The organism is Micromonospora noduli (assembly GCF_003264365.1).
In the GTDB taxonomy this organism is placed as follows: Bacteria; Actinomycetota; Actinomycetes; order Mycobacteriales; family Micromonosporaceae; genus Micromonospora; species Micromonospora noduli.
This window is the reverse complement of record NZ_PYAK01000004.1, coordinates 52595-73880: the sequence shown is the minus strand read 5'-3', so window position 1 is coordinate 73880 and position 21286 is coordinate 52595. Positions and strand designations below refer to the sequence as shown.

Here is a 21286-nt window from a genome sequence, read left to right as displayed (position 1 = left end):
GGCGCCACCCCACGGCGGCCTGGTCAGTTGGGGTTGTTGGCGTGGGTCAGCGTCTCCCAGGCGACGAAGAGGTTGTTGGTTCCGGCCGGACGTTGTTGCAGCGTGAGGGTCTGGGTGTTGGTCATGACGTTGCCCAACCGGGTGCTCATCGCGTTGAAGCCGACCTCGGTGATCGGCCCGAGGCCCCGGGTGAGGCTGCCACCGCAGAGCCAGGAGGGCGGCGCCTCGCCCAGCTGGTAGCGCGAGTGGAAGCCCAGCGCCTGACGAAGCCGCTCACCGACCTGTGGGTACAGGTCCCGTCCCTGGATCCGGGAGGTCTCCGCGACGTGCGAGATGGCGGAGATCCCGTACCCGGTGTGGACGAAGTCGCGGCAGGTCTCCTGGGCGAGGCCGGCGACGAAGGTGGACTGGCCCTGCCAGTAGCCGATGATCTCCGCGCTGGTGTCCAGGCCGCTGCCGGGCATCGTGTACGGCAACGCGCCGTCGCTGGGCAGGTAGACGAACGCCCGGGCGCGGTTGAGGAAGCGGCTGACCGCCGCGTCGTACACGGCCCGATCGTCCAGGAACACCGCGGTGCCGACGGCGGCCTCCATCATGGTCAGTTCCCAGTTGCCGTTGCTGTTCGAGCCGTTGCGCACCACCGGCAGGTAGACGTTGCGCAGCATGGTGGCGAAGCGGTTGGCGTTGGGCCAACTCGTGTACGTGTACTTGATGATCTCCGCCGCCCGGGGCCAGACCGAGGCGGCCCAGCCGGTTTGCAGTGGCGCGTTGCTGCCGGCGTGCGCGGTGATGGTGGCCGACCACGCGTCCATGATCTGGATCGACTTCTGCGCGTACCGCGCGTCCCCGGTGAAGTACCAGGCGAGCGCGTCGGTGTACGCCGCGATGGCGTCCTCCCGTTCGTCGGTGCAGCCGTTGTTCGGGTTGGAGTAGGAACCACACTCGACCACCGAACGGGGAGCCGGGGTACGCGACAGGGAGGCGTACCGGCTGCTCATCATCTGGTTGTAGGCCGCCGCCCACGGCTGCGCGCCGGCCTGCACCCGGCCGCGGACGAAGTCGAGCTGGCCCCGGCTGACCAGCACTCCGGGGTGGGTGAAACCACCCGAGGGCGGTGGTGTGGTGCCACCGCCGGTGGGCAGCGCCCAGGTCTGGTTGGCGGTGCCGGTGCAGCTCCAGATCTGCAGCGGGGTGCCGTCGGCCGAGCTGGGGCCGGTCGCGTCGAGGCACTTGCCCGAGGTCGGGTTGACCAGTTGCCCGGCGCTGGGCGACCACTGCTGCGCTCCGGTGCCGTTGCAGTCGTAGATCTGTACCCGGGCGCCGTTGGCGGTGCTGGCGGCGGCGATGTCCAGGCACTTGCCCAGCGCCCGGATCGTGCCGTCGTCGGCCACCGTCCACTGTTGCGCGGTGGAGCCGTTGCAGGTGAAGAGCTGCACCGCTGTGGTGTTGGCCGGGTTCGCGGCGGCCACGTCGACGCATTTGCCGCCGTACCCGGTGATGGCGCCCGTCGCGGCCGCCACCGCAGGCGATGCGGTGACGACCAGGCCGGTCGGTACGGCGAGCACGGCCGCGGCGAGCGCGGAGGTCAGTCTGATACGGGGGCGGCGGGGCAGGAGCCCGGCCGATCGTCGCGCCATGTGGGGGTCCTTCCGGGGCGGCGAAACAACTGTAAAGTGTGTTAATCATTACAGTCATACACACCGATATCAATGTCTTCGTCGCCACGGATGCCGTTACGGGTGCATGGACGCACCCTTGAGCACCTTGTCCACCACGTTGCGCGGCGCGTGCAGCGCCAGGCCCGTCAGCCCCGCCCGCCACCCCCGCCCGAGCTGATCGCGGTCAGACGAGCTGGCCGCCGATGACGGCGAGCAGGCGCAGCTTCTCGTCGCTCGGCGACCCGGGCACGGCCGTGAAGACCAACAGTGTCTGTGACTGGTCGGGGTCCACCAGCGTCTGGCAGTGCAGCTCCAGCGCCCCGACCTCCGGGTGCACGAAGTGCTTGGGCGGGCAGTAACCGGCGGGCACCGGGTGCTCCCGCCACAGCTGCGCGAACTCCGGGCTCCTGGCCAGCAGGTCGTCGACGAGCGCGGCGGCCCGTGAGCCGCGTCCGTCGCGGGTGTACGCCGCGTGCAGGTGCGCCACGAGCAGGCGACTCTGCGTCTGGTGATCCTGCGCCGGGTGCAGCTGCCGTGCCGCCGGGTCGGTGAACCAGCGGTGGTGCGCGCTGCGCGCGAACCCGGTGTACCGGGTCTCGTCACCGAGCAGGGCGATGGCCGGCGCGGTCTGCGCCAGGGTCTCGCCGAGGTGGTTCACCACCTGGGCCGGGGTGTCGTGCATCCGGTCGAGGATCCGCATCATTCCCGGGTTCACGTGGTCGGCCCGCACCGCGCGGCGCGGAACGGCGTGACCGGCGAGTTGAAACAGGTGGTCCCGTTCGGCCAGGGAGAGCCGCAGGCCCCGGGCCAGGGCGGCGAGCATCTGCTCCGAGGGGTGCGGCCCGCGCTGCTGCTCCAACCGGCTGTAGTAGTCGGTGGACATTCCGCTCAACGTGGCGACTTCCTCGCGCCGTAGCCCTCCGGTGCGCCGACGGGGGCCCCGGGGCAACCCGACGTCCTCGGGCTGGAGCGCCTCGCGGCGGGTGCGCAGGAAGCTGGCGAGTTGGGCGCGGTCCACGGTGTCTCCGATCACTGCGTGCCGGCTGTCGACCGGCGCATCGAGTGCAACAGGGGAGACCCGGCAGGGTGTTCCGCCTCCCGGGCCGTCCCGTGCCGTCAGCGCTGGATGGACTTGGTCTCCAGGAACTCCTCCAGCCCAAAGCGGCCGAACTCGCGGCCGTTGCCGGAGTGCTTGTAGCCGCCGAACGGGGCGAGCGGGTTCCAGTGGCCGGCGTTCACGTCGACCTGGCCCACGCGCAGCCGCCGGGCGATCGCCAGCGCGTGCTCCGGCTCACCGAAGACGCCGCTGGTCAGGCCGTACAGCGTGCCGTTGGCGATGGCCACGGCCTCCTCCTCGTCGGCGTAGGGGATGATCGTCAGCACCGGGCCGAAGATCTCCTCCTGGGCGATCGCGGAGGTCGGGTCGACGTCGGCGAAGATCGTCGGCTGGACGTAGGCCCCGACGGTCAGCCCCTCCGGCCGCTGCGGACCGCCGAACACGAGCCGGGCACCGTCGGCGATGCCTCGCTCGATGTAGCCGACGACCTTCTGCCGGTGGGCCTCGGACGCCATCGGGCCGATCCGGGTGGCCTCGTCGCCCGGGTCGCCGACGGTGTACTGCTTCGCGGCCTCGACGGCCAACGCCACGACCTCGTCCTGACGGGAGGCGGGCACCAGCATCCGCGGCCACGCGCCGCAGACCTGACCACCGTTGCTGAACGCCATCATGAGACCCCGCTCGACCGCGGCGGGCAGGTCGGCATCGTCGAGGATGATGTTCGCGCCCTTGCCGCCCAGCTCCAGCGCGACCCGCTTGACGGTCGCCGCGGCCACCGCGGAGATCCGCTGCCCCGCCCGGGTGGAGCCGGTGAAGGAGATCATGTCGATGTCCGGGTGTGCGGAGATCGCCTCGCCGACGGTCGCGCCGGTGCCGTAGACGACGTTGAACACACCCGCCGGTACGCCGGCCTCGGCGGCGACCTCCGCGAGGATGCGCGCGGTCAGCGGGGCGTTCTCGGACGGCTTGAAGACCATCGTGTTGCCCGCGAGCAGGGCCGGCGCCAGCTTGGAGACAACCTGCTGAAGCGGGAAGTTCCACGGCGTGATCGCGCCGACCACGCCGATCGGCTCGCGGACGATCAGCGAGTTGCCGACCTCCTCGGTCCAGGCGAAGTCGTCGGCCAGGCCGGCGACGGACTCGACCACCGCGGCCGGGAACGCGACCTGGGCGGTCCGGGACATACCGATCGGAGAGCCCATCTCGGCGGTGATCGCCTGGGCGATCTCCTCCGTGCGGGCGGCCAGGCCGGCGCCGAGGCGACGCAGAACGTCCGCCCGGTGCTGCGGGGTGGTCGCCGACCAGGCCGGGAAGGCGGCTCGGGCGGCGGCGACGGCGTGGTCGACGTCGGCGGCGGTGCCGGCCGGGGTCTCGGCGACGACCTCGCCGGTGGCCGGGTTGACGACGGGAAGGATGTCGGCGGAGCCGGTGACGGTCTCGCCACCGATCCAGTGGCCGGCGACGGTGTAGGTGGAAGGTGTCATGGACCGACCGTCGCACCGCTGCCGAACCCCAACCAGGTGCGGTTTATCCAGGGTTCCGCGATCCCTGGCTGAGGCCCGGCCCCCTCAGAGCGCGAGGACGATCCGGCCGGCGGTGGTGCCCGCGTCCTGCCGGGCCCAGGCGTCAGCGATGGCGTCGAACGGCACGATCTCGTGGTCGACGGTGAGCCGGCCGGCCGCCGCGTGCCCGGCCACCACTGTCAGCGCCGCGGCCCGCTCGGCGGTCGACAACCCGTTGTTGGTGTAGCCGATCATCCGCAGTGCGCCGCTGCGCAGCACTGCGGACTCGATGGGCGCGGTCGCGCCGGCCGCGCTGCCCAGGTTGACCAGTCGCCCACCCGGGCGCAGCACCCGCAGCGCCGCCGCGGCCGGGACACCGAAGACCGGGTCGAGGACGAGGTCGACCGGCCCGTCGGCGGCGTGGCGCAGCCGATCGGCCATCGACGCGAAGGACCTGTCCCCGCACGCGTCCGGCGCGTACACCGGGGACATCTCCGGGCCGCTGCTGCCAAGCGCGGCCGACCGGGCCACGGCGATGACGCGGCGAGCGCCGCCGAGCAGGGCGAGCTGGACGGCGGCCTGACCGACCACACCACCGGCGCCGAGCACGATGACCTGGTCGCCGGCCGCCAGGCCGCCGGCGTGGGTCAGCGCCGCGTGCGCGGCGACCGCGGAGAGACCGAGGGCCGCGAGCAGGGTCAGCGGTACGTCGGCCGGCAGCGCCACCACGTCGACGGTCGGCACGGTGACCGTGGTCGCCATGCTGCCGTCGACGCCGGAGCGCATCCCGGCCGACGTGCCGAACCAGACCGGGGTGCCGTCGGCGAGCCGACCGACCCCCTGCACGCCCGGCACGTACGGGGTGCTCGGCGGGCCGAAGTAGCTGGTGCCGCTGGCGCAGAGCACGTCCAGCGGGGTGATCGGCACGGCCTCGACGGCGACCGCCACCGTACCGTCGGCCGGTACGGGCGCCGGCCGCTCGGCGATCGTCGGCGCGTCGCCGCAGGTGGTGAGCACTGCCGCGCGGATCACGTCGCGATGTCCGGGTAGGGCATCGAGAAGTGGGCCAGTCGCGCGCCGTAGGACTTCTGGTATTCCAGCGGCTCGGTGTTGTCCCGCTCGAAGAGGGCGATGAAGAGGGTCAGGGTGAGGAACGGGTGCGCGCCCAGCTCGAAGAGCTTCACGTGGTCGTGGGTGGCCAACGCCTCGCGCTCCACGTCGTCGAAGCGCAGCCAGGTGCTCGCCTCGCCGGTGTGGCAGTTCAGCACCGTGTTGGCGCACTCGGCCTCCCACCAGGAGACCAGCTCGCGCGGCTCGCTGCGGTAGCGTTCGACCAGCTCCGGGTCCCGGTCGACCATGAAGAGGAACTTGTTCAGCAGGTACTTGCTCATGCCGTCGGCGCTCCGTTCGGGTACCAGGTGAAGTACGCCTCCATGGTGTGGAACAGATCGAGGGTGTCCACGTAGTCGGCCTTCACGCCGGCACCGGCCACGCCCATCATCAGCATGAAGTCCATGAAGCCGTGGGTGGCGTTGCCCGGTGAGTGCAGGCTGTCCAGGGTGACCTCGCGCAGGCACTCGTCCAGGTCGCCGTTGGCGATCCACTCGACGGCCCGCTGGTCGAACTCCGGGTCCGGGCCGTGCGGGCCGAACTGCCGGGGGCCGCCCAGCTCCAGCGAGAGGTGGCCGGTGCCGATGACGGCCACCCGCAGGTGCGACGGCCACGACTGGACGATGTCGCGGATGCTCTGGCCGAGCTGGACGAAGCGCTTCGGCTGCGGCAGCGGCGGCGCGAAGATGTTGGTGTAGATCGGCACGATCGGCAGGTCGGCCTCGGGCCGCAGCGTGATGATCGGGCAGGTGATGCTGTGGTCGATGCGCAGCTCGTTGCTGAACGCGAGGTCGAAGCCGGCGTCGAGCCCGGCCCGCAGGATGTGCCCGGACAGGTCCTCCTGACCCCTGAGCAGCATCCGGGGCAGCCCGAACTCGCGCTCCTCGTTGTACCAGTTGGCGTCGTAGTAGGGCGCCTTGCCGACCAGGAACTGCGGCATGTTGTCCAGCCAGAGCTGGTGGAAGTGGTCGGAGCCGACCATCACCAGCACGTCGGGCCGGGCTCGGGTCAACGTCTCCCGGAATGCCAGGATCTTGCGGGTCCACTCGTCGGCGAACGGTGGCCGATCCTCGCCGGTGGCCGTGCTGGCCCGGTAGTAGAAGGGGTGGTGGGTGGAGGCGATGACCGCGACGATGGAGGCCATTCCCGCTCCTTTCGGGGGTGGGAGAGGAGATCAGGGTTCGTAGACGGCGTTGCGGTCGACGGTGCGGTAGATGTCCATGCCGAGCGGTCGTCGTCGCTCCTCGGCGAGGTGCCCGAGCAGCCCCGCCGCGCGGGCCAGCAGGGCGAAACCGCGCAACATCTCGACCGGGAGCCCGAGGTCGGCGAGTGCCGCCCCGCAGACTCCGGCGCCGTTGAGCGGCAGGGTGCGGCCGAGCACCTGCGGGTGTACGCGTCCGATCGCCTCGAACAGCCGCAGGTGCGGGCCGTGCAGGCCCTCCTCGGTGGCGATCCTGATCAGCACGGGGGTGCGCGGGTCCTGCTCCTTGTGCACGGGGTGCCCGAGCCCGGGGACCAGTCGACGCTCCTGCCTGGCCCGGGTGACCGCGTCGAGCGCCACCGCGTCGTAGTCGGTCACCTCGCCGGCCCGGGCGAGCGTGTCGGCGAGGAAGCGTCCACAGTCCTCGGTGACACCGAGGAAGCGGGAGCCGCCGCCGAGCAGGCCGGCGGCGAGCGCGCCCTGCAACGACTCGGGCGCGGACAGGTACGTCAGCCGGGCGGCGATCGCCGTCGGGGTGAAGCCGTGGTCGGCGAGGGCCACCAGCACCGCCTCGAAGACCCGTACCTCACCCGGGGTGGGACGGCGGCCGGCGACCAGCCAGTACGCCAGCTCGCCGAAGCCCACAGTACCCATCAGGTCGGCGGCCAGGTCCTGCCCGAGCAGGGAGATGGTGGTCGGGTCGGAGGTGCCGATCCCGGTGGGGAAGCTCAGTTCTTCAGCCACGCGCGGATCTCCTCGCCGTGTTCGTCGAGTCCCGGCGGCGGCAGCTCGTACCGGGCCGGGGTGTCGGAGAAGGTGATGGGGTTGCGGACACCGGGCACGTCTCCGACGGTGACGACCGGGTCGAGGCCCAGCTCCTCGGCGAGCGCCACGCCACCGTCGATGGTGTTGATCGGCGCGCATGGAACGCCGGCGGCGAGCAGGTCCCGGAACCACTCGTCCTTGGTCCGCTTGGCGAGGCGTTCGACCAGCAGCGGCCGCAGTTGTTCGCGGTTGGCAGTGCGGTCCTGGTTGCGCCCGAAGCGCGGGTCGTCCGGCAGGCCGGGCAGGTCGAGCACCTGGCAGAGCTTGCGGAACTGCCCGTCGTTGCCGGCGATGACGATCAACTCGCCGTCAGCGGTGGGCAGTGGCTCGTACGGGAAGAGGCTGGGGTGCGCGTTGCCCATCCGGAACGGGACGGTGCCGCCGGCGACGTAGCCGCTGGAGTGGTTGACCAAACCGGACAGCGCGGAGCTGAGCAGGTTGACCTCGACGTGCTGGCCTCGCCCGGTCTCGTCACGATGGTGCAGCGCGGCGAGGATGCCGATGCTGGCGTGCAGTCCGGCCATCACGTCGAAGACGGAGATGCCGGCCCGGTACGGCGAACCGTCCGGGTCGCCGGTGAGGCTCATCAGGCCCGAGATGGCCTGCACCATGAGGTCGTAGCCGGGGAAGTCCCTGCCTGCGCCGGTGCCGAAGCCGCTGATGCTCGCGTACACGATCTTGTCGTTGGTCGCGGTGACCGTGTCGTAGTCGAGGCCGAACCGGGCGAGGCCACCGGGCCGGAAGTTCTCGATCAGTACGTCGGCGCGGCGGGCCAACTCCTGCGCGGCGGCCAGGTCGTCGGGTTTCCTGAGGTCCAGGGCGACCGACCGCTTGTTGCGGTTGATGCCGAGGTAGTACGTCGAGACCCCCTCGCGGGTGGGCGGCATCCAGGTGCGGGTGTCGTCGCCACCGGGGCTCTCCACTTTGATCACCTGAGCGCCCAGGTCGGCCAGGAGCATCGTCGCGTACGGCCCGGCGAGGATCCGGGAGAAGTCCGCGACGAGCAGGCCGGCCAGTGGGCCTGTCGAATGCTGCACCATGTTTCCGCCCGTTCTGCGGACACCTGTCCGCCGGGACAGCTTGCGATACCGCACGGTGCGTGTCAACGGTGCGATTCGCGCGCGGGACCACGCTCTTGACACGAATCGTGACCGGGACCACACTTGCGCCACTCGGGCTGGCCGCACAGCGGACAGAAGTCCGGATTCCCCTCGTACCGTGAAAGGAATGGGTGGCGAATGAGCGCAACCGACCGGCCGGTGGTTTTCCGTAACGGCCTGGTTCTCACCATGGACGACGCGCACACGGTGCTGCCCGGCGCCGACGTGCTGGTCATCGGCGGCCGGATCGCGCAGGTCGGCGTCGGTCTCACCGCACCCGACGACGCCCTGGAGATCGACGCCACCGGCGGCATCCTCATGCCCGGCATGGTCGACACCCACCGGCACCTGTGGCAGACCGCGATGCGCGGGTACGGCGCCGACTGGACCCTGACCCAGTACTTCGTCTGGTACTACCTCGAGTCGGGCAAGCTGTTCCGGCCCGAGGACGTCTACGCCGGCAACCTGCTCGGCGCGATCGAGGCGATCGACGCCGGCGTCACCACCACTGTCGACTGGTCGCACGGGTTGCAGACACCCGAGCACGCCGACGCCGCCGTGGACGCTCTGGAGGCGGTTGACGGACGGTTCGTGCTCGCCTACGGCAACATCCAGCAGGGGCCGTGGGAGTGGGCCACCTCGCCGGAGTTCCGCGACTTCCACCGCCGTCGCGTCGACGGTGGCAAGCTGGCCGGCTTCCAGTTGGCGTTCGACGTCACCGGTGACCCCGCCTTCCCGGAGCGGGCCGCGTTCGAGGTGGCCCGGGAGTTGGGCGTCGCGGTGACCACCCACGCGGGCGTGTGGGGCGCCACCAACGACGACGGCATCCGGCTGATGCACGAGAACGGGTTCATGACCCCGTCGACCGTGTACGTGCACGCGGCGACGCTCACCCAGGACTCGTACAACCGGATCGCCGCGACCGGCGGCTCAGTCTCCGTCTCGACCGAGAGTGAGCAGAGCGCCGGCCAGGGTTACCCACCCACCTGGCAGTTGCGCCACCACGACATCCCGGTGTCGCTGTCGATGGACACCAGCGTGTGGTGGAGCGGCGACCTCTTCTCCGCGATGCGCAGCACGCTCGGCGCGGACCGCTCCCGGGAGCACCTGGAGGCGCACGCCAAGCAGGAAACCATCACCCACTGCCACCTGCGCGCCGAGCAGGTCGTCGAGTGGGCCACCCGAGGCGGCGCCCGTGCGCTCGGCATGGACGCCACGATCGGCGCGCTCACCCCCGGCCGTCAGGCCGACGTCGTCCTGATCAAGAACGACGCCTCGCCGGTGATGTTCCCGATCCTGAACCCGCACGGTCACGTCGTCTTCCAGGCCCAGCGCGCCGACGTGCACACAGTGCTGGTGGGTGGCCGGGTCGTGAAGCGGGACGGCCGCCTCGTCGGCGTCGACCTCGCCGCCGCGCGGGCCAGTGTGGCCGCGACCATCGATCACCTGCGCGAGACGATGGGGGAGGAGGCGTGGCAGCGGGGAATGAACCCGGACGTCCCCGAGACCGCGATCCTGGAGAACCCGTACCAGTACACCGAGTGGGACGCCGGGTCGGCGCAATGGAAGCATTAAGGACATGAGTGACAACGGAAGGGGCGCCGGGCCCGACTTCATCGAGGCTCTCGCCCGTGGCCTCGACGTCCTGCGCTCCTTCCGTCCCGCCTGCCCCTCGATGACGCTCAGCGAGCTCGCCGCCGCCACCGGCCTGGCCCGCCCCACCGTCCGGCGCATCCTCATCACGCTCGAATCGCTGGGCTACGTCCGCGCGGTCGGCCGCGGCCACACCCTCACCCCGCGCGTCCTGGAGCTGGGGATGGCGTACGTCAACGCGCTGAACATGTGGGACGTGGCCCGCCCACACATGGAGAAGCTGGTCGCGCAGACCAACGAGTCGACCTCGATGGCCCAGCTGGACGGCAGCGACATCGTCTACGTCGCCCGGGTGGCCGTCCCCAAGATCGTCACCCTGGGCGTCACCATCGGCACCCGCTTTCCGGCACCCGCGACGTCGATGGGCAAGGTGCTGCTCGCGGCCCTCCCACCGGAGACGCTGGCGACCGTCCTCGGCGAGCCCAGCCGCTCCGGCATCACGCCGCGCTGGCAACCCGCACCGGGCGACCTCGACGCCGTGTTACGCGAGGTCCGGGCCAAGGGCTGGGCCCTCGCCGACCAGGACCTGGCGCCGGGAATCCGGTCCGTCGCCACCGGCGTCCGCGACGGCGACGGGCGGGTCGTCGCCGCCATCAACGTGACAGTGCACGCCGCCGAGACCTCGCTGGAGACCCTGCGCGAAGAGCACCTTCCGAGGTTGCTGCGCGCGGCCGCCGACATCGGGCACGACTGGGCGCTCACCGCCGCCGTGCCGGTGGTCACGGCCTAGACGTGTCCGGCCGATCATGAGCTTCGCGGATCGTCCGGGGCAGCGCCGACACCCGACCGGATGCCATAGTGCCGCGATGAAGGCGGACCTGCACAGTTACTTGACGGGCGGCCGCGAGTCGCTGCTGTGGAAGCTCGACGGGCTCGGCGAATACGACATTCGGCGTCCGTTGACCCCGACCGCGACCAATTTGCTCGGTCTGGTGAAGCACTCGGCGGCCATGGAGATCCTCTACTTCGGCGTCGTGTTCGGCCGACCGTTCGAGCAGGAGCTGCCGTATGTCGGCCACGGGGCGGAGGCCAATGCCGACATGTGGGCGAGCGCGGATGAGACCCGCGAGGAGATCGTCGCACTGTACCGTCGCGCGATCGCCCACGCCGACACCACCATTGAAGCCCTTGCACTGGATGAGGTAGGCCACGTGCCGTGGTGGGGCGGTGCAGCGGTCACGTTGCACCATGTCCTGGTCCACGTCATCGCGGAAACCCAACGGCACGCCGGCCACGCTGACATCGTGCGCGAACTCATCGACGGCACGGCCGGGTTGCTGCCCAGAAACGACAACCTGCCCCCCGTGGACGAGTCATGGTGGCTGGACTACCGCCAGCGGGTGGAGCAGGCCGCCCTCGACGCCAGCGAGCGCAGCCACTAGTTCTCCGCCGGTCATGGCAGCCAAATCGCCGGCCTGCCGCGTGGGTCGGCCTGCCGCGTGGGTCGGCCTGCCGCGTGGGTCGGCCTGCCGCGTGGGTCGGCCTGCCGCCTGCGTCGGCCTGCCGCCTGCGTCGGCCTGCCGCCTGCGTCGGCCTGCCGCCTGCGTCGGCCTGCCGCCTGCGTCGGCCTGCCGCCTGCGTCGGCCTGCCGCCTGGGTCGGCCTGCCGCCTGCGTCGGCCTGCCGCCTGCGTCGGCCTGCCGCCTGCGTCGGCCTGCCGCCTGCGTCGGCCTGCCGCCTGCGTCGGCCTGCCGCCTGCGTCGGCCTGCCGCCTGCGTCGGCCTGCCGCGAATCGATCATGATGACTGAAAGTGTCGTACACCTGTTCTAGTCTCGGGTCATGGTCGAGGAGTTGACGCAGGCAGAGGACGCTATCGCGGCCTGCGCCGACACGGCCACGTGGGCACTGCGCGAGGACGAGCTGATCACCGCGCTCGACACCGCGCACCGCATCGAGCAGCGGCTCGCCGCGGTGAAACTAGCCCTGATCCGTGAGTTCGATGGCCGAGGCACCGCCACCACGCACGGTGCCTCCTCGACCGCGGTCTGGCTCCGCGGACGGTTACGCCTCACCGTCCCGGCCGCCCGCCGCCTCGTCGACCTCGCCGAGGTCCTGGACACCGGCAACCCCGGGGTACGCCACGCACTGGGCGATGGTCACATCACCGTCGACCAGGCCAGGGTCATCGCCGACACGGTCGACACCGTGCAGACCGCCGCCGGTCCCGAGGCCGCCGACAAGGCCCTCGGAGTGCTCGTCGAGTGGGCCGGGCAATTCGATCCCACCCTCTTACGCAAACTCAGCACCCGCATCCTGGACCACGTCGCACCCGACATCGCCGACGCCGCCGCCAAAGCCGCACTGGACGCCGAAGCTCGCCGCGCCACCCGCGACCGCCACCTCACCCTCTCCACCCTCACCGACGGCCGCCTGCGACTCACCGGCATCCTCGACACCGAGACCGCCGGGCTGCTCCGTGCCGCCATCGACCCACTCGGCACACCCTCGGGCCCTGACGACCAGCGCTCTCCCGGCCAACGCCGGCACGACGCTCTCGGTGAGGTGTGCCGCCTCGCCCTGCGCACCGGCGAGTTGCCCGAGCACGGCGGCGATTCCGCCCAGATCGTCGTCACCACCAGCTACGACGGGCTGACCCGGCAACTGGGCAGCGGGACCCTCGACACCGGCCTACACCTCACCGCCGAGGCCGTGCGACGCCTCGCCTGTGACGCCGCCATCCTTCCCGCGGTCCTCAGCGGAGCCGGCCAACCACTCGACCTCGGTCGACAACGTCGCCTCATCACGGGCTCGCTCCGCCGAGCTCTGGTGCTGCGGGACGGGGGCTGCGCCTTCCCGGGCTGCGACCGACCACCGCGCTGGTGCGACGCCCACCACATCCACCACTGGGCCGACGGCGGCGACACCAGCCTCGCCAACGCCGTCCTGCTCTGTGGCCACCACCACCGGCACCTGCACGACAGCGACTGGGCCGTGCGACTGGCAGGCGACGGCCACCCCGAGTTCGTGCCACCGGCCTGGCTCGACCCCGAGCGGGTCCCCCGCCGCAACCACTACCACCGACGGACGTGAGTATCACCAGCACACAACGATCACCCCGGCCAGCAGGCCGATCGAGTGACCAGCCCAGCACGTCCCAGTCCCGCGCGGCCGCCGATGCGGAGGGAGGGGCGCGACCAGGGCCCGGCGCGTCCCAGTCCCGCGCGGCCGCCGATGCGGAGGGAGGCGCGTAACCAGGGCCCGGCACGCAGCGCCGCCGCGATCTCGTACCCGATTCCCTTGTTCGTGCCGGGGGCCAGCGCGATTCTCGGTTCGACCTCGCCGTTGTGCCGTGGGTGGACGCGCCAACCCTCACGACGCTGATCGCTTGGCCGCCGCACCGCCGCACCGCCGACCTCACTGGGCACAACACCTGGCTCGCGGCTCTGCCGGCTGATTGCCACCCCGACGTCCGGCCACAGTCGCACGGCCGATCGGATACGCGGCCGGGCCGTCACGAAATCCGGCGGCGAATCGTCACAGCTGACGGTTAGTCTTCCTCCGCGCGTCGTCGTCCTGGCACGTCGCGCCCCGCGCCCGGTTGGCGCGGCATCGCCGCCACCGCCCACCGTCGGCCGGCTCAATCGACTTCAGGAGAGTTAGTGACACAGCAATCCCTCGCGACATCGGACAAACTCGACGGCGCGGTGCTCAAGGTGGCGGGCGTCGTCGTCATTGGCGCGATCATGTCGATCCTCGACGTGACGGTGGTCAGCGTGGCGCTGCCCAAATTCCAGAGCGAGTTCGACGCGTCCTACGCCCGCGTGGCCTGGACCATGACCGCCTACACCCTCGCGCTCGCCACCGTGATCCCGCTCAGCGGGTGGGCGGCGGACCGGTTCGGCACCAAACGGCTCTACATGGTGGCGCTGGCCCTGTTCACGATCGGGTCGGGGCTCTGCGCCATGGCCGACACCATCGGCGAGCTGATCGGCTACCGGGTCCTGCAGGGCCTCGGTGGCGGCATGCTCATGCCGCTGGGCATGACCATCATGACCCGGGCGGCCGGTCCGCACCGGATCGGCCGGCTGATGGCCGTCCTCGGCATCCCGATGCTGCTGGGGCCGATCGGCGGCCCGATCCTCGGTGGTTGGCTGATCGACACCGCGAGCTGGCACTGGATCTTCCTGATCAACCTGCCGATCGGCCTGATCGCCCTGATCTACGCGCAGGTCGCGCTGCCGAAGGACGCGCCAGAGCCGTCCGAGTCGTTCGACTTCGTCGGCATGCTCATGCTCTCGCCGGGCCTCGCCCTCTTCCTCTACGGCGTCTCGTCCCTGCCGGAGGCGGGCACCTTCGCCGAGGCCAAGGTGTGGGCCCCGATGCTGGTCGGCGGCGCGCTGGTGGTGGCGTTCGTGCTCTACTCGTTCAAGCCCCGGCACCCGCTGCTCGACCTGCGGCTGTTCCGCAACCGCAGCCTGACCATCGCGTCGGTGACCATGTTCGTGTTCATCATCGCGTTCATGGGCGCCGGCCTGCTGTTCCCGAGCTACTTCCTGCAGGTGCGCGGTGAGTCGACGCTGGCCGCCGGCCTGCTGATGGCGCCGCAGGGCATCGGCGCGATGATCACCATGCCGATCGCCGGCACGCTGGCCGACCGCGTGCCGATCGGGCGTACCGTCCCGTTCGCGCTGGGGCTCATCGTCGTCGGGTTCTTCGGTTTCACCCAGGTCGACCCGCAGACGTCGTACTGGCTGCTCGGCGGGTCGCTGTTCGTGATGGGCCTGGGCATGGGCGGCACGATGATGCCGATCATGACGTCGGCGCTGCGGACGTTGTCGGCCAACGACGTGGCCCGCGGCTCGACGTTGGTCAACATCCTCCAGCAGATCGGCGGCTCGGTCGGCGCCGCCGTGATGTCGGTGATCCTCACCAACGAGCTGAACGGCTCCCGGCAGATCCCCGGCCTGGTGGACGAGAGCGGCAAGCCGGTCACCGAGGCCGGGCTGGCCATCGCCGCCCAGCAGCGGCCGGAGCTGCTTCAGCAGATGCCGGTCGACCCGTCGCTCATCGAGCGCGGGCTCGACTTCGCCGCCAAGTCGTTCGCCAGCACGTTCTGGGTGGCGTTCGCGCTGGTCGTGCTCACGCTCATCCCGGCGGCGTTCCTGCCGCGCCGACGTCAGCCGGCGCAGCTCGACGACCCGCAGGGCGAGCAGGTCAGGACGCCCGTCGTCATCCACTGACCGACCCCGCCGCGCTCGGCACCCGAGGTGCTGGGCGCGGCGGGTACGGCGTCAGCGCAACGGACCGTCGCCGGGCCCGTCCGGGTCCTCGACCACGTGGATCGCCGCCTCCTCCGCGCTGGCGGCACCCGCGTCGATGCCGGCGTCCCACGCCACCGACTCGGCCTCGTCGTCCTCGCGGACGCCCTCGTCGTACGCGACGAGACGGCCGGCGCGCGCCTCCGCCTCGTACCCCCGGCGGGTCAGCTCGTCCTCGTCGTCGCCACCCTCGGCGTACGGGTCGACATCCGGCACCTCCTGGGCGAGGTGTTGCGCCAGGGACTCGCCCGCCCGCTCCTCGGCCGGCGTGGTGCCGAACCGGTTTGCCGCCGTCCAGTGGTCCTCGGCGACGATGCCGGTGTCGAGGGGGTCGCCGACCCGGTCGTCGTCGAGGGTGTCGGTGGCGTCCAGGACGCCGTCATCCTCGGCCACGTTCCACTCGTCGACGGAATCCACTCGTTCGGTCTGGCTCACGGCGGTCTCCTCTTCGTTGCGGTGCAGCAAAGCGCTCAGCCTATGACCGTGCAACGCGCCCGCACCCCGAGGCCTGCCCGCTGTGACGAACCCACCTCGGGGCGGGCGGTGCCCGGTGGGTCAACGCTTCAGCAGCTCCGCCACGGCGTCGGTGAACTCCACCGATTGCTCGATGTGCGCGAAGTGTCCGCTTCGCTCCAGCGTCACCAGCCGCGAGTCCGGAAGCCCCGCGTGCAACTGCTCGGCCCAGCGAGGGCCACAGATGAAGTCGTACGCCCCAACGATCACCACGACGGGCACGGTGATCTCACCGAGGTTCTCCCGCACGTCGAAGGGTGTGGGGTCCTGCGCGCCGGCCGGCGTCGCCCAGATCCGGACGGCCGCCTGAAACGGGGCGAACTCGTCCTGTCGGCCCCAGAAGTCCGCGAAGTACACCGGCAGGGCGGCGCGCAGAGCGGCTCCCAGCGACTCGTCGTCCGTCGCGCCGCCGATCTGCGCGAAGGCAGCCGGGACCGCCGCCGCCTCCGGCCGGTCCGGGTGCCGCTGCGGGTAGGCGGCGAGGCCGGCCATGGCCTCGCCCCAGAACTCGGCACCGGTGACGGGCGAGGTGTCGTACAGGGCGAGGCCGGAGATCCGGTCCGGGTGGGCGAGCGCGTACCGCTGGACGACGAAACCGCCGTGCGAGTGCCCGAGGAGGTACACCCGGGGTTCGCCGAGGTGCTCGACGACGGCGTGCAGGAACCGGACATACGTGTCGAGACGGTAATCGTCGGGGTTGTCGAGCTGCCCCGACGCGCCAGTGCCCACCGGCTCGACGTAGACCATGGTGAAGTGCGTTTCAAGGCTGGGCGTCCGCAGGTACGCCCACTCGATGCCCGGGCCGCCGGAGTGCGCCACGCAGACCGGACCGGTGCCGGCGACGTGGTAGACCTGCCGAACGCCATCCACCGTGAACGTGTGGGCGCCGGGTGCGAGGGCGCTGACGTCGTGGCTGGTGAAACCCATGAACTATCTCCCGATCCGAGACCCGCGCGGCGTCCGCCGGCACGGCAACTGGTGCATGACGCAGACCAGATGCGCGGGTCGAGAGGAAAGTTCGCTCGGTCGGAGAAGTTTTTTCAGACCAGCGCGGGGACGGGGTGGAAGAGGGTGAGCTGGCGCACCCGGCCCTCACGCAGCACCTGCAACCACAGCGCCGCGGGTGGGCAGTGCTCCGGGTCATCGGGTGGGCTGATCAGGTCGGTCTCCCAGATCAGCACGTCGCCGCTGGCCACCACGTTGCGCAGCCGCTGACGTACCCCGGCGGCCAGGTCGCAGTTCATGCCGTTGATGGCCAGGTCACGGCCACCGCGCGGGCCGCCCGGCACGATCATCTCGGCGTCCGGCCACCAGCTCTCGCGGACCACCCGCTCGAAGTCGCCGCCCATCGCCGTGGAGATCATGTCGCTGCCCTCCCGCCACCGCGAGTCGTTCGAGGCGGCGACGTCCGCGTGCGCCGCGTCCGCCGCCGTCCGCAGGCCGCCGGCGAGCGCCCGGCGGGCGTGGCTGAGGCGGCTGCGGACGGTGCCGACCGGCACGCCACACACGGCCGCGATCTGCTCGTACGAGGACGCGTCGCTGAAGTACCGCAGCAGGGTGACGAGCCGGTCAGGTTCGGACAGTTGCCCGAGGGAGTGCCACACCCAGTCGCGCATCGCGGCCCTCTCCAGTGCCTCCTCCGGGGTGGGTGTGTCGGTGGGGCGGGTGAACCACTCGGGTTCGGCGACCGGGACGGCTCTGGGCCCGCGCAACGCCATCCGGCTGTTGTTGCGGACGATGGCCCGCAACCAGGGGCCAACGGCGTTCGGGTCGCGGACCTCGCCGATGCGACGCAGGGCGACGACCATCGTGTCCTGCACCGCGTCCTCGGCGTCCGGTCCGTAACCGAGCACGCTCAGCGCGACGGCCCGCATCCCGGCCTCGTGCCGGGCCAGCAGCGCCCCCAGCGCTGCCGCGTCTCCCGCCTGCGCGAGCACGACCAGCTCTCCGTCGCTCTGCGTCACGCCCAGTTCCTCCCCGAAACGCCTGTTCTGAACGCTTGTGCTCCATCAAGCGTACGGCGGGCCGGCGTGCCAATGCCCCAGGCCGTCGGCCGTCCTACGCTGCGGACGGGCTGGCGGCGCGGGTTGCCCGGGTGCCGATCTGGCGCAGGTGCGCGATCAACTCCGGAGGCTCGTGCACCTCCATGTCGCAACCGAGGGTCAGCAGGCGCCACGCCAGCCACTCCAGAGTGTCGGCGTTGCTGCGCAACCGGCAGGAGGTCGCGTCGATCGGCTCCAGATCGACGCCGGCACCACCGAGCGGGCCCGCCATCCGCTCGATCGGCGCGTGCAGCGTCACCACCGCCCGGTAGACGGGCGTCAACTCAAGCAGCTTCTCCGTCATGAAGGAGGCGGCGTCGGGCGCCGGTAGTTGCCGGGCGGCGACCCGGGTCCGGGTGGGCCGCAGGTCGGTGATCCGGTCGACCCGGAAGATCCGCCAGTCGTCGCGGTCGTTGTCGTAGCCCACCAGATACCAGCGCCGACCCGCCGACACCAGCTTGTACGGCTCGACGAGCCGTTCGGTGTCCACGCCGTCGCGACGGCGGTAGGTGAACCGCAGCTGCTCTCGATTGTTGACGGCGGCGGCCAGCGCGCTCAGGTGCTCCGGGTCGACCGTCGGTCGGTCCCAGGTGAGCAGCGGTTCGGTGGCCGCCCCCAGCGCGCTGACGCGGTGCCGCAGCCGGGACGGCAGCACCTGTTCGAGCTTCGCCAGCGCCCGTACCGAGGCCTCCTCGATGCCTGCCACCGCGTGACCGGCGGCGGTGCGCAGACCGACAGCGATCGCCACCGCCTCGTCGTCGTCGAGCAGCAGCGGCGGCATCGCCTTGCCGGCGACCAGGCGGTATCCACCGATCGCGCCCATCGTCGCCTGCACCGGGTAACCGAGGTCGCGCAATCGCTCCACGTCGCGGCGGATGGTGCGCAGGCTGACGCCGAGCCGGGTGGCCAACTCGCTGCCGGGCCACTCACGGGGCGTCTGCAACAGCGACAGCAGGCCCAGCAGTCGGGCGGGGGTGTCGGACATGGTCCCAGAATGCCAGCGATGTGTGCCAGAAGCTGTCCTATATGGGCCGTAGCGTTCCCGGCATGACGCCATTTCGCATCGACATCCCACAGGCGGACCTCGACGACCTGCGTGACCGGCTCTCCCGAACCCGGTGGCCCCGCTCGTTGCCCGGCACCGGCTGGAGCCGCGGGGTGCCGGTGACGTACCTGCGCGAGCTGACCGAGTACTGGGCGAATGGTTACGACTGGCGGGCCCACGAGGCGCGCATGAACGACTTCCCCCAACTCGTCACCGAGATCGACGGCTTGGATGTGCATGTGCTGCACGTCCGCTCGCCGGAGCCGGACGCGCTGCCGTTGTTGCTGACACACGGCTGGCCCAACTCAGTGGTCGAGTTCACCGAGCTGATTGGCCCGCTGTCCGACCCACGCGCTCATGGCGGGGATCCCGCGCAGGCGTTTCACGTGGTGGTGCCGTCGGTGCCCGGCTACGGTTTCTCGCAGGCGCCACCGGCCGGGTTCACGATCGACCGGCTCGCCCGGATGTGGGTCGAGCTGATGGCCCGCCTCGGCTACCACCGTTACGGCACCCAGGGCGGCGACCTCGGTGCGTACATCGCGCCACGGGTGGCGGCGGTGGCGCCGGAGCAGGTGGTGGGCGTGCACATCGACGGCGGGTTCGGCTTCCCGACCGCCGCCGACGTGCCGGACATGAGCGCGGCGGAACGCGCCGAGTGGGAGCAGATGCAGCAGTGGATGAGCGGTGGCGTCGACCATCACGCGCTGCTGCGGGCAGCGCCGCAAACCTTGTCGTACGCCTGGAACGACTCGCCGGTCGGGCTGCTGGCCTGGATGATGCAGAAGTTCAAGGAGTTCACCATGACGGTGCCGACGCCGGAGCAGGCCATCGACCGGGACCACCTGCTCACCAACGTGAGCCTCTACTGGTTCACCGGCACGTCGGGAACGTCGTCGTGGCCCATGTACGAGCGACTCACCGTCGCCGACGATGGCGGTTTCGCCTGGCCCACGGGCCAGCGGCGGGTGCCGTCCGGTGTGTATGGCGGCGGCTCCGCGCTGATGCGCCGCCTCGCCGAGCGGGACAACACGATCGTCCACTGGCCGCAGGGCAACCCGGGCAGCCACTTCGTGGCGATGGACGAGCCGCTGGCGCACGCGGCGGACATCCGCGCGTTCTTCGAGGGCCTGCGATGATCGAGCTGAGCTGGGCGCAGGTGTCCGCCCGACGGCTTGCGCGGCACCGGCTGCGCCCGCCGGCGGCGGACGCGGCACCGGACGCGGCACGCGTCGCTGACGTGGTGTCGACGATCTGCGGCGCGCACGCCCAGATCGCGTCGGCCGCCGAGCTGTCCATCGGGCTGCGGGTGCCGGGCACGACCCGCGCCCTGGTACGCCGGGCACTGTGGACCGACCGCACCCTGGTCAAGACCCGTGGGCCACGCGGAACCGTACACCTGCTCGCCGCAGCGGACCTGCCGATGTGGGTCGGCGCGCTGACCGCGTTGCCGGCGCCGTCCTGGGAGCGGAGCGTTGTCCTGCTGACGCCCCGGCAGACCGAGCAGGTCCTCGCGGCCATCGCCGACGCGGTCGCCGAGGCCGACCTGACCACCGCCGAGCTGACCGAGGAGATCGTCGCCCGTACCGGCCCATGGGCGGGTGACCTGGTCATGGAGGCGTTCCAGGACATGTGGCCCCGGTGGATCGCCGCGATGACCGCCGCCACCCGGGCCGGAGTGGTCTGCTTCGGCCCGAATCGCGGTCGGGCCAGCACGTACACCAGCCCGACCCGGTGGCTGCCCGACTTCGCGCCGATGCCCGGTCCCGCCGCCCTGGCCGCCCTCGCCCGCAGCTACCTGTACGCGTACGGGCCGGCCACCCCGGCACAGTTCGCCAGGTGGCTGGCGGTGGCGCCGGGGTGGGCGACGTTGCTGTTCGACTCGCTGGACTTGGCCGAGGTGACGGTGGAGGGCACCCGGGCCTGGGTGGCCGCCGACGACACCGAATTTCCCGACGACCGGCCGTCCGGGTTGCGGCTGCTGCCGTACTTCGACGCGTACGCGGTCGGCTGCCACCCCCGCGAACGGCTCTTCCCCGGTGCCGCCGCCGAGCGGGCGCTCGCCGGTGGCCAGGCCGGCAACTATCCGGTGCTGCTGGTCGACGGGGTGGTCGCCGGCGTGTGGCATCAACGCCGTTCCGGCCGCTCGATCCGGGTCACCGTCGAGCCGCTGCGGACGCTCGGTGCCGCCCAGCAGCGGGCGTTGGGGGAGGAGGTCGAGCGGGTCGGCGAGATCCTGGAGGGCAAGGCGTCGCTGACCATCGGCACTGTCAGTGTCGGTCCGCACGCCTGAGGCCACGCCGGCCCACCGCCTGGGCGACGATG

General features: G+C 71.3%; 19 protein-coding genes. 7 read left to right on the top strand and 12 right to left on the bottom strand.

The window, feature by feature from the left end:
* Positions 1 to 23 precede the first annotated feature (23 nt).
* From GUI43_RS04640 to GUI43_RS04600, 8 genes are all read right to left on the bottom strand, one after another.
* On the bottom strand, positions 24 to 1637 hold the full coding sequence (locus tag GUI43_RS04640; RefSeq protein ID WP_112698075.1) for a ricin-type beta-trefoil lectin domain protein: 1614 nt from the start codon (positions 1635 to 1637) through the stop codon (positions 24 to 26).
* A 205-nt stretch (positions 1638 to 1842) separates the two neighbouring features.
* Positions 1843 to 2676, bottom strand: a complete 834-nt coding sequence (locus tag GUI43_RS04630; RefSeq protein WP_112589635.1) for a helix-turn-helix transcriptional regulator — start codon at positions 2674 to 2676, stop codon at positions 1843 to 1845.
* 98 nt (positions 2677 to 2774) lie between these two features.
* The gene (locus GUI43_RS04625; protein ID WP_112698074.1) at positions 2775 to 4199 is read right to left on the bottom strand and encodes an aldehyde dehydrogenase family protein; all 1425 of its coding nucleotides are present in this window, start codon (positions 4197 to 4199) and stop codon (positions 2775 to 2777) included.
* An 84-nt stretch (positions 4200 to 4283) separates the two neighbouring features.
* Positions 4284 to 5249, bottom strand: coding sequence for a quinone oxidoreductase family protein (locus tag GUI43_RS04620; protein WP_112698073.1), 966 nt, complete (start codon positions 5247 to 5249; stop codon positions 4284 to 4286).
* A complete protein-coding gene (locus tag GUI43_RS04615; protein ID WP_112589508.1) occupies positions 5246 to 5608 on the bottom strand; it encodes a hypothetical protein in 363 nt (120 codons plus the stop codon). Before GUI43_RS04615 ends, GUI43_RS04620 begins: the two co-directional genes overlap by 4 nt.
* Complete coding sequence (locus GUI43_RS04610) at positions 5605 to 6471, bottom strand: DODA-type extradiol aromatic ring-opening family dioxygenase (RefSeq protein ID WP_112698072.1); 867 nt, start codon at positions 6469 to 6471, stop codon at positions 5605 to 5607. The genes GUI43_RS04615 and GUI43_RS04610 overlap by 4 nt, the downstream gene beginning before the upstream one ends.
* 30 nt (positions 6472 to 6501) lie before the next feature.
* Positions 6502 to 7272 (bottom strand): citryl-CoA lyase, encoded by a 771-nt coding sequence (locus tag GUI43_RS04605; RefSeq protein ID WP_112698179.1) that lies wholly within the window; start codon positions 7270 to 7272, stop codon positions 6502 to 6504.
* A complete protein-coding gene (locus tag GUI43_RS04600; RefSeq protein ID WP_112698071.1) occupies positions 7257 to 8393 on the bottom strand; it encodes a CaiB/BaiF CoA transferase family protein in 1137 nt (378 codons plus the stop codon). The genes GUI43_RS04605 and GUI43_RS04600 overlap by 16 nt, the downstream gene beginning before the upstream one ends.
* A 198-nt stretch (positions 8394 to 8591) precedes the next feature.
* Here GUI43_RS04600 and GUI43_RS04595 point away from each other — a divergent pair, with 198 nt between their 5' ends.
* From GUI43_RS04595 to GUI43_RS04565, 5 genes are all read left to right on the top strand, one after another.
* The gene (locus GUI43_RS04595) at positions 8592 to 10028 is read left to right on the top strand and encodes an amidohydrolase family protein (protein WP_112698070.1); all 1437 of its coding nucleotides are present in this window, start codon (positions 8592 to 8594) and stop codon (positions 10026 to 10028) included.
* 4 nt (positions 10029 to 10032) lie between these two features.
* Positions 10033 to 10836, top strand: a complete 804-nt coding sequence (locus GUI43_RS04590; RefSeq protein WP_112698069.1) for an IclR family transcriptional regulator domain-containing protein — start codon at positions 10033 to 10035, stop codon at positions 10834 to 10836.
* 76 nt (positions 10837 to 10912) lie between these two features.
* Complete coding sequence (locus GUI43_RS04585) at positions 10913 to 11488, top strand: DinB family protein (RefSeq protein ID WP_112589520.1); 576 nt, start codon at positions 10913 to 10915, stop codon at positions 11486 to 11488.
* Positions 11489 to 11885: 397 nt separating this feature from the next.
* Positions 11886 to 13136 (top strand): HNH endonuclease signature motif containing protein, encoded by a 1251-nt coding sequence (locus tag GUI43_RS04575; RefSeq protein ID WP_112698067.1) that lies wholly within the window; start codon positions 11886 to 11888, stop codon positions 13134 to 13136.
* A gap of 569 nt (positions 13137 to 13705) precedes the next feature.
* Entirely contained in the window at positions 13706 to 15286 is a 1581-nt protein-coding gene (locus tag GUI43_RS04565) for a DHA2 family efflux MFS transporter permease subunit (RefSeq protein ID WP_112589524.1), read from the top strand.
* A gap of 51 nt (positions 15287 to 15337) precedes the next feature.
* Here GUI43_RS04565 and GUI43_RS04560 read toward each other — a convergent pair whose 3' ends face one another.
* The 4 genes from GUI43_RS04560 to GUI43_RS04545 all read right to left on the bottom strand — a co-directional run bounded on the left by GUI43_RS04560 (position 15338) and on the right by GUI43_RS04545 (position 18904).
* A complete protein-coding gene (locus GUI43_RS04560; protein ID WP_112605669.1) occupies positions 15338 to 15799 on the bottom strand; it encodes a DUF5709 domain-containing protein in 462 nt (153 codons plus the stop codon).
* Positions 15800 to 15919: 120 nt separating this feature from the next.
* On the bottom strand, positions 15920 to 16804 hold the full coding sequence (locus GUI43_RS04555; protein ID WP_112698065.1) for an alpha/beta fold hydrolase: 885 nt from the start codon (positions 16802 to 16804) through the stop codon (positions 15920 to 15922).
* Positions 16805 to 16917: 113 nt separating this feature from the next.
* Complete coding sequence (locus GUI43_RS04550) at positions 16918 to 17841, bottom strand: RNA polymerase sigma factor (protein WP_112605476.1); 924 nt, start codon at positions 17839 to 17841, stop codon at positions 16918 to 16920.
* A gap of 94 nt (positions 17842 to 17935) precedes the next feature.
* Positions 17936 to 18904, bottom strand: coding sequence for a helix-turn-helix transcriptional regulator (locus GUI43_RS04545; protein WP_112589530.1), 969 nt, complete (start codon positions 18902 to 18904; stop codon positions 17936 to 17938).
* A gap of 62 nt (positions 18905 to 18966) precedes the next feature.
* Here GUI43_RS04545 and GUI43_RS04540 point away from each other — a divergent pair, with 62 nt between their 5' ends.
* Both GUI43_RS04540 and GUI43_RS04535 read left to right on the top strand, forming a co-directional pair.
* Positions 18967 to 20100 (top strand): epoxide hydrolase family protein, encoded by a 1134-nt coding sequence (locus GUI43_RS04540; RefSeq protein ID WP_112605473.1) that lies wholly within the window; start codon positions 18967 to 18969, stop codon positions 20098 to 20100.
* On the top strand, positions 20097 to 21254 hold the full coding sequence (locus GUI43_RS04535) for a winged helix DNA-binding domain-containing protein (RefSeq protein WP_112605469.1): 1158 nt from the start codon (positions 20097 to 20099) through the stop codon (positions 21252 to 21254). Before GUI43_RS04540 ends, GUI43_RS04535 begins: the two co-directional genes overlap by 4 nt.
* The last annotated feature ends 32 nt before the right edge of the window (positions 21255 to 21286 follow it).